At 59.6% G+C, this 8,342-nt stretch carries 8 protein-coding genes; 2 read left to right on the top strand and 6 right to left on the bottom strand.

What is annotated here, in order from left to right:
* Positions 1–103 precede the first annotated feature (103 nt).
* The 4 genes from HU743_RS25645 to HU743_RS25630 form a co-directional block, all read right to left on the bottom strand.
* Positions 104–3,397: a DEAD/DEAH box helicase gene (locus HU743_RS25645; protein ID WP_186652061.1), complete on the bottom strand. Its 3,294-nt coding sequence runs from the start codon at positions 3,395–3,397 to the stop codon at positions 104–106.
* 9 nt (positions 3,398–3,406) lie between these two features.
* Positions 3,407–4,144, bottom strand: coding sequence for an S-methyl-5'-thioinosine phosphorylase (locus HU743_RS25640; protein ID WP_186652059.1), 738 nt, complete (start codon positions 4,142–4,144; stop codon positions 3,407–3,409).
* A 12-nt stretch (positions 4,145–4,156) separates the two neighbouring features.
* Positions 4,157–5,167, bottom strand: coding sequence for a beta-N-acetylhexosaminidase (nagZ, locus tag HU743_RS25635; RefSeq protein WP_186652057.1), 1,011 nt, complete (start codon positions 5,165–5,167; stop codon positions 4,157–4,159).
* 158 nt (positions 5,168–5,325) lie between these two features.
* The gene (locus tag HU743_RS25630; protein ID WP_186550378.1) at positions 5,326–6,033 is read right to left on the bottom strand and encodes a TetR/AcrR family transcriptional regulator; all 708 of its coding nucleotides are present in this window, start codon (positions 6,031–6,033) and stop codon (positions 5,326–5,328) included.
* 231 nt (positions 6,034–6,264) lie between these two features.
* Between HU743_RS25630 and lexA the strand changes: the two genes are divergently transcribed.
* Both lexA and sulA read left to right on the top strand, forming a co-directional pair.
* A complete protein-coding gene (gene lexA, locus HU743_RS25625) occupies positions 6,265–6,873 on the top strand; it encodes a transcriptional repressor LexA (protein WP_186550376.1) in 609 nt (202 codons plus the stop codon).
* 10 nt (positions 6,874–6,883) lie between these two features.
* Positions 6,884–7,357 (top strand): SOS-induced cell division inhibitor SulA, encoded by a 474-nt coding sequence (gene sulA / locus HU743_RS25620; protein ID WP_186550374.1) that lies wholly within the window; start codon positions 6,884–6,886, stop codon positions 7,355–7,357.
* Positions 7,358–7,453: 96 nt separating this feature from the next.
* On the opposite strand, the gene HU743_RS25615 is transcribed toward sulA, so the two are convergent.
* Positions 7,454–7,687 carry a hypothetical protein gene (locus HU743_RS25615; RefSeq protein ID WP_186550372.1) on the bottom strand — a complete coding sequence of 78 codons (234 nt, stop codon included), beginning with the start codon at positions 7,685–7,687 and terminating at the stop codon, positions 7,454–7,456.
* 106 nt (positions 7,688–7,793) lie between these two features.
* On the bottom strand, positions 7,794–8,318 hold the full coding sequence (locus HU743_RS25610; protein ID WP_186621863.1) for a DUF6586 family protein: 525 nt from the start codon (positions 8,316–8,318) through the stop codon (positions 7,794–7,796).
* Between the last annotated feature and the right edge of the window lie 24 nt (positions 8,319–8,342).

Below are 8,342 nucleotides of genomic sequence, written 5' to 3'. Positions count from 1 at the left end.
CCCACAGGTTATGAGCTGTACACAAAATTGTGATTCAACTCGATATCTGTGGGAGCTGGCTTGCCAGCGATGGGGTCATCCGATATTGGCAATCACTCAGGGCTCAACCCCTGGAAACAGGCAACGGCGCAAACAGCGCCTCAATATCGCTCTGCTCCAGTTTGAAACCACCCGTCGTGCCACCCTCCAGCACTGCCCCGGCCAGCGCAGCCTTCTCCTGCTGCAGCGCCTGGATTTTTTCCTCCACCGTGCCTTTGGCAATCAACTTGTAAACAAACACCGGATTGTTCTGGCCAATGCGATACGCCCGGTCAGTGGCCTGATTCTCCACTGCAGGATTCCACCAAGGATCAAAGTGGATCACCGTGTCCGCCGCCGTCAGGTTCAAACCCGTTCCGCCGGCCTTGAGGCTGATGAGGAACAACGGCACTTTGCCGCCCTGGAAATCCTTGACCGGCGTGCGTCGGTCCGTGGTATCGCCGGTCAGCAACGAGTAACTCAACCCTCGTTGCTGCAACTCCTGCTCGATCAGCGCCAGCATCGACGTGAACTGGGAGAAGAGCAGAATCCTGCGCCCCTCGCCGAGCAATTCCTCGAGCATCTCCATCAAGCTGATCAGCTTGCCGCTACCCGAGCGCAGGGCCTTCGCCGAGAGCGGCATGTTGATCAGGCGCAAGTCGCAACAGACCTGACGCAGCTTTAGCAGCGCATCGAGAATAATGATCTGACTGCGCGCCACGCCACTGCGGGCGATTTCGTCGCGGACCTTTTTGTCCATCGCTACACGCACCGTTTCATACACGTCGCGCTGACCGTCGCTGAGTTCGACCCAGTGGATGATCTCGGTTTTCGGCGGCAACTCCGTGGCGACCTGATCTTTTTTGCGTCGCAACAAAAACGGCTTGATGCGCGCGGTCAGGTGCTGCATGCGCTGCACGTTGCCGTGCTTCTCGATCGGCGTGCGGTAATCGCGATTGAAGGATTTGCTGTCGCCCAGCCAACCCGGCATCAGGAAGTGAAACTGCGACCACAGTTCGCCGAGGTGGTTTTCCAATGGCGTGCCACTCAGACAAAGGCGCTGACGGGCCTGCAGGTCACGCGCGGCTTGGGCGGCTTTGCTGAGCGGGTTCTTGATGTTCTGCGCTTCGTCGAGAATCAATACGCTCCACGATTGTGGCTGCAAAATCTCAAGATCCCTCGGCAGCAACGCGTAAGTGGTCAGCACCAAGTCGTATTCGGCGAGATTGGCGAAGTCTTTTTGCCGCCCGGTCCCGTGCAGCGCCAATACTTTCAACTGCGGAGTAAAACGCTCGGCCTCGTCGAGCCAGTTGGGAATCAGACTGGTCGGCATGACTGCCAGCGCCGGGCAATCCAGCCGCCCGGCGTTTTTCTCCGTAAGCAGATGCGCCAAGGTCTGCAGGGTTTTGCCCAGGCCCATGTCATCGCCAAGAATGCCGCCGACCTCAAGCTCGCGCAGGGTTTGCATCCAGTTCAGGCCTTCGAGCTGATACGGACGCAGTTGCGCGTTAAGGCCAACCGGCGCAGCGACTTGGGTGTGACTGGAATTTTGCAGGCGCTTGGCAAAGTTGCGCAGCCGCTCGCCGCCCTGCCAATCCAGCGGCACGCCGTCGAGCAGACTCAGGCGCGCAGCATCCGGCGCAGTCAAGCGCAGCGCATCGCCGTGATGACCGCCCAGATACAACTCGCCTAACGTGGCCATCAGCGGTTTGACCCGATTCAGCGGCAACGCCACCTTGGCGCCCGCATCGCCGCCGAAACCGCTGGGCTTGAGTTCGATCAGCAATTTTTCATCATCGCTGCGTTCCGCCAGATTGACCGGATCCAGCAAGCGCGGCTGGGTGCGCAACAGGTGCAGAAGAATCGGCAACAGGCTGTAGCGCTCGCCGTTGACGACGATGCCCAATTGCAGATCAAACCATTGATGCCCGGCCTCCTCCTCGACCTCGGCGTACCACTGCTCAACCGGTTGCACGTTGAAATGAAAACCGGGGCTGATCTCGATCTGCCAATTCGCGGCGCGCAGCGTGGCAAGCCCTTCGTGCATGAATGCGAGCCAGGCGGAATCATCCGGCAACGTAAACATTTCTCCGGGACGATCCAGCGAACTCTTGCGCGTGGCTTTCTTGAAGCCGTGTTGTTGCAGGCTCTGACGCAGTTTCTTTTCCACCGCGGGCTGGCGTTGAATACGCTGGGTTTCGGTACCGTCGAGGATCATCACCTCCGGGTTGCGATCCAGCGCCGGATGACCGTTGTAGGTGAACACCAGAGCGGCGCGGTGCTCCAGCACATACTCCCAGCGGGAATGCTCTCGACCGCTGACAAGGATCAGCTGCGGCTGCGGCAGTACGTCATCAATGATGCGTTCGGTGAGTTTGTGTGGCGGCGGGATTTTTGTCGCCGCACTCATTCGATGGCTGAACTGCATGGCCTGACGCGCCGGAATGTCCGGTGCGAGGGCCAAATGGCAGGCCAGTTTTTCTTCCAGCTCATTGAACAGAGGGCCAACCTGCCGTTGTTCGCGATCGAGGTAATAAAGCGGCTCCAGCGCCAGCACGGTTTCCTGCGCCGCTTCGGCACTGCTCCACTGCGCGCGGAACCCACCATCAGCCTGTTCGGCCCAGGCGAACTGACCCACGCGTTTCGCGCCCGGCGTCAGCGGTCGAAGGTCTTCGAAATCGAGGAACAGCCGCGAGGTGCGCAGGAGCATTTCCAGCAGTTCGGCGCCACTGCTGCCCTCCAGCGGATAACCGCTGTAATAGGCGTGATGAGAGTGTATGGCAACCAGCAGCCTGGCGACGCGCAAATCCAGCTCGGACAGGTAGCCGGGCTGGCGCATGAGCATTTCCGCCAGGGAATACATCGGTTTGGCTTCGCGTAACTCGCCGCTCTTGAGCTGGTAGACCTTGAAAATATCGAGCAGCCATTTGCCGCTCGCAGACGTGGGCTTGAGCTTGTAAAACAGGCGTGTACCTGCGGGTTGCGCGCTTTCTTCGGTGGGTTTGGCCGGGACCGGGATTGTCGAAAGCCAGTGCTCCAATGCCCGACCCAACGGGACCTGCGCGGCACTTTCCGGTACATCAGGGTCACTGCCCTGCAAAGAATAGAGCACCGCCGCGCAATGCTTGCAGTCGATCGCGACGGGGCAGGTGCATATGCAACGCAAATTAACCGATCCCAAGCGATCTTCGGACAGGTAAATGATTTGTTCATACGCCTGACTTTCGGAACCGACGCAGAATGCCTCGATCTTTCTGTCATCGATCTCGATGATCTCTACCCGATCATCGTCGGCATAAGCGCGGGCCTTGGCCAGCGCCTTGCTGTTGAATGCCCGGGTCCATGCCAGTCCTTTAAGCCGTTCGATGAAAATGCTCATGGGCGATCCTTAGCCGGCCAGCACCCGCGCCAGTGTCGACTTGACCTTGCCCATGCCATCGTGCAGCGCCTGCTCGATTTCGGCCATGGTGATGACGTCGGTGGTCTTGCCCGCTGCAGGGTTCACCACCAGCGCCAGACAGGCGTAATCCAGGTCCAGCTCACGAGCCAGTGCCGCTTCCGGCATGCCGGTCATGCCGACGATGTCGCAGCCGTCACGTTCCAGCCGGACGATCTCGGCGACCGTTTCCAGCCGCGGGCCCTGCGTGCAGGCGTATACGCCCTGATCGCTGTATTCGCAGCCTTCGGCGGCGACGGCGACAATCAATTGCTGACGCAACGGCTCGCTGTAGGGAAAGCTGAAATCGATGTGAGTGACGTGCTCCAGATCATCGGCGAAATAGGTGTGCTCGCGCCCGCTGGTGTAATCGAGGATCTGATGCGGCACGCAAAAATGCCCGGTGCCCATGGCCGGGTGAATCCCGCCGACCGCATTCACCGCGATGATTGCTTGCGCGCCCGCCTGCTTCAACGCCCACAGGTTGGCGCGGTAGTTGACCTTGTGCGGAGGAAAGCGGTGCGGATGACCGTGACGGGCGAGGAACAACACTTCCTTGCCGGCGTATTCGCCAATCTGCACCTCGGCCGAAGGCGCGCCGTAAGGGGTATCGACTGCCAGCGACTGGCGAATGCTCAAGCCTTCGAGCTGAGTCAGGCCGGTGCCACCGATGATTGCGTAAACGGTCATAACGGAAAATCCTTAATCGATCAGTTGAGCGTCTTTGAGCGCGCCGAGGGCGGTGAGCCAACGCGGGTCCTGACGATAATCGGTGCTGGCGAAGGCCTGGCCGCGCATCTTGGCGATGCGTGCGGACGGCTTGACCTTCATGCGTTGCGCAGCACTCAGCGCCAACTCGGCTGCGGCGCGGTCGTTGCACACCAGGCCCATGTCGCAACCGGCCGTGAGCGCGGCTTCGATGCGGCTGGCGGCGTCGCCAACCACATGGGCGCCAGCCATCGACAGGTCGTCACTGAAGATCACGCCGTCAAATTGCAATTCGCCGCGCAGAATGTCCTGCAGCCAGCGCCGGGAGAAACCGGCGGGCTGTGAGTCGACTTGCGGGTAGATGACGTGAGCGGGCATGACGGCGGCCAGTTGTCTGCTCAGTCGAGCGAAGGGCACGAGGTCGTTGGCGCGGATCTCGTCGAGGCTGCGCTCGTCGTTCGGGATGGCGACGTGAGAGTCCGCTTCTGCCCAGCCGTGGCCGGGAAAGTGCTTGCCAGTGGCAGCCATGCCCGCGCTGTTCATGCCACGAATGAAAGCCCCGGCGAGCAACGCAGCGCGCTGCGGATCACCTTCAAAAGAACGGGTACCGACAACAGCGCTGCGCTGATAATCCAGATCCAGCACCGGGGCAAAGCTGAGGTCGAGGCCGACGGCCAGGACTTCCGTCGCCATGATCCAGCCACATTGCTCGGCGAGGTATTCGGCATTGTGGTTGTCAGCAATCGCACGCATGGCCGGCAGACGCACAAAGCCCTGACGCAGGCGCTGTACACGCCCGCCCTCTTGATCCACCGCCAGCAGCAGATCCGGGCGAATCGCGCGAATGGCGGCGCTCAGCTCGCGCACCTGGCGTGGATGTTCGATGTTGCGGGCAAAAATGATCAGACCGCCCACTTCGGGCTGACGCAACAATTGGCGATCTTCGGCCGTCAGCCAGGTACCGGCGACGTCCACCATCAACGAGCCTTGCAGGCCAGCAGTCATAAAAATTCCTTGAAAACGAAAAACCCGATCGGCACACGTCCGCTACCGCGGGCGGCGCCCGGAAGGTCAGCAGAATCCATGCGGATCGGGTTCAGAACGAGAGTCGGCATGGGCGGCTAGCTTAGCGGATACCAGCTGTCGCGCCCACCCGTGCGCGGTTAAACCTTGGCGGCTACCGGGGCTGACTTGGTGCGCGGGCGCAATTGCGCGGTGGCCATGGCCGTGTCGGTGACGCCGGTCTCGGCGCGCATGCCGGCGGCGAGAAACGGCACCATCAGGCGCATGACTTGCTCTATGGATGTGTTGACGCCGAAATCGGTCTCGGCAATCGCGCGCAACGCTTTGATCCCGGACATGCTGAACGCGGCGGCACCGAGCATGAAGTGCACACGCCAAAACAGTTCGATGGGCGGAATGCGTGGCGCCGCTTCGTTGACCAGCAGCATGTAGCGGCGGAACACCTTGCCGTACATGTCCTCCAGATAACGCCGCAGGTGACCCTGGCTCTGGCTGAACGCGAGGCCGAGCAAGCGCATGAAGATCGACAGGTCGTTCCCACTGCGCGGCTGTACCACGAGCGCTTGCTCGACGAGGATTTCGAGCAGTTCTTCAAGGGTCGGCTTGTTGTCCGGCTTGGCCTGGCGCCGCTCCAGCTCTTTATCGAGACTGACACAAAACGGTCCAAGGAAACGCGAAAACACCGCTTGAATCAGCGCCTTTTTCGACCCGAAGTGATAGTTCACTGCTGCCAGGTTGACGCCAGCCTTGCTGGTAATCAAACGCAATGAGGTTTCAGCGAAACCTTTCTCCGCGAACAACTGCTCGGCAGCATCAAGAATGCGTTCAACGGTTTCCGACTGGGCCATGGCTACTCCGCGCCTGACAAACACTTGTTTGAAACATACGTTTCAGCCTGTGCCTTGTCAAGCCTGGCGGTTCGTTTTGGGAATGGTCGGTCAGCTATTTAACCACACAAGGCTGGCGCATTAATAAACGTGTCTGTCGACCGTCCGGCGGCATGCGCAAAAACGGCCATTGCCAAGACCGCTTCACTGTATATAATCCCAGTCACTGTATAAAAAGACAGAGCGATCAATATGCTAAAGCTGACGCCACGCCAAGCCGAGATTCTGGCCTTTATCAAACGATGCCTTGAAGACAACGGCTATCCGCCTACCCGCGCAGAAATCGCTCAGGAACTGGGCTTCAAGTCACCCAATGCCGCCGAAGAGCATCTCAAGGCCCTCGCTCGCAAAGGCGCCATCGAGATGACGCCTGGTGCCTCCCGCGGCATCCGAATTCCCGGCTTTGAAGCCAAGCCCGATGAGTCCACCCTGCCGATCATTGGCCGGGTAGCAGCCGGTGCGCCGATCCTCGCCCAGCAGCACATCGAAGAGTCCTGCAACATTAATCCAGCGTTCTTCCATCCTCGCGCCGACTATCTGTTGCGCGTCCATGGCATGAGCATGAAGGACATCGGCATTTTCGACGGCGACCTGCTGGCGGTTCACACCACTCGCGAAGCGCGCAACGGCCAGGTCGTGGTTGCCCGCATCGGTGACGAAGTGACGGTAAAACGTTTCAAGCGAGAAGGCAGCAAAGTCTGGCTGATTGCCGAAAACCCTGAGTTCGCCCCTATCGAAGTTGACCTGAAAGATCAGGAACTGGTGATCGAAGGCTTGAGTGTCGGCGTCATCCGCCGCTAAAGGAGGCTTTATGCAGTTCCCACACATACCTCAGCAAACACAACTGCCTTTATTCGAAGCGTTTCTGGCACAACCCATGGCGCCGATCCTGAAAGACGTGGTCGCGCGCGAATGGCATGCCGAACCCGAAGTATTCAGTGAGCTGTCACTGCGCGGTGCGGCAGGGAATTGCCTGAACCTGCTTGCCCCGATCCTTCGCGAACTGAGCGAAGACCAGGACGCCCGCTGGCTGACACTGATTGCGCCACCGGCCAGCCTGACTCAAACCTGGCTGCGGGATGCCGGCCTGAACCGCGAACGCATTCTGCTGTTGCAGCCCCGGGGCACTCAAAGCGCCCAGCAATTGGCGTGCGAAGCATTGCGCCTGGGTCGCAGCCACACGGTGGTCACTTGGCTCAACCCGCTGAACAGCAGCTCACGGCAACAGTTGATCAGCGCCGCGCGCACGGGCGATGCTCAGAGCCTGAACATTCGATTGGGTTGATTGGCGAATAACGAGCGCTGTGTGAAGCGCAGGGCTTCTCAAGGGACAGAGAAGCCGATCTGTAGCAGTTACGGCTAAAGAAAAAACGAGCGCAGATCAGTGAAGAACCCGCGTTCCTTCTTCCTTGTCGAACTCGCCTTCGACCATACGACCCGCCATCTGCACGCCGACGCTCAACATCGCTTTAGCGATTTCCACATGCTGGCCTTGCAGGAACGCCTTGGCATCCTCGGAGAAATCCAGCGTCACCAGAGAACCTTCGTCCTCAGCCCTGCGCAGTTCGATTCGGCCGTCTGGTAACTCGACAATTTCTAGAAAGGACGTTGGCATATAAGTCTGTTCTCCACGAAAGGCAGCGATTATATAGAGATCATTCGGGCTTCGCTTGGGATCTTGACCAGCAGCATGTTTCAGATTGCCACCGCGTCAATCACTGTCAGCACTCGTTCAAGCCTTCACGAAAACGGATGGCCAGACTCTTGAGGTTCTGCCTCCAGCTCTCCAGCTCCTCACGACTCAGCTCCGCTGGCGTCTGCTCTTCATCCAGATTAACAGCTTGAATCAACGGCTGCGTCACGTCGCCCTTGGGCTTGTGCGGTACGCGCGGTGGCTGGAACAGCGCTGAATGCGCCGCCAGCAATTTCGCCAGCCAGGTTTCCGGGTTCCCCGCCAGCTCGACCATTTCTGCCAGTTCGGGAATCGCCATCGACTCCAGTATTTCAGGCGTCAGCAACAGCTCAGCCCGCGCTGCATTCGCCTGAGGCAAACGATAGAAGCCGGCGATTTCATGACATAGCCCCAACAGCGCGCCATAAAGATGAAACAACGCTGACTCACGCCCAGCCTGAATCAACGCCAGAGCATTCATCGCCCGCCCCTCTTCAGCGCGAGCCAGGGCTTCCAGCGACAGACCGGCGAAATAGATCTTCTGATTGGTACGGGTATAGAGTTCGTGGGCCATGAGGGCAGTCTCCACAACGAAATA

The organism is Pseudomonas sp. SWRI99 (assembly GCF_014270125.1).
GTDB classification, from domain to species: Bacteria; Pseudomonadota; Gammaproteobacteria; order Pseudomonadales; family Pseudomonadaceae; genus Aquipseudomonas; species Aquipseudomonas hamedanensis.
Note: the sequence above shows the minus strand (reverse complement) of the source record. Positions and strands in the feature narration are given on the sequence as shown.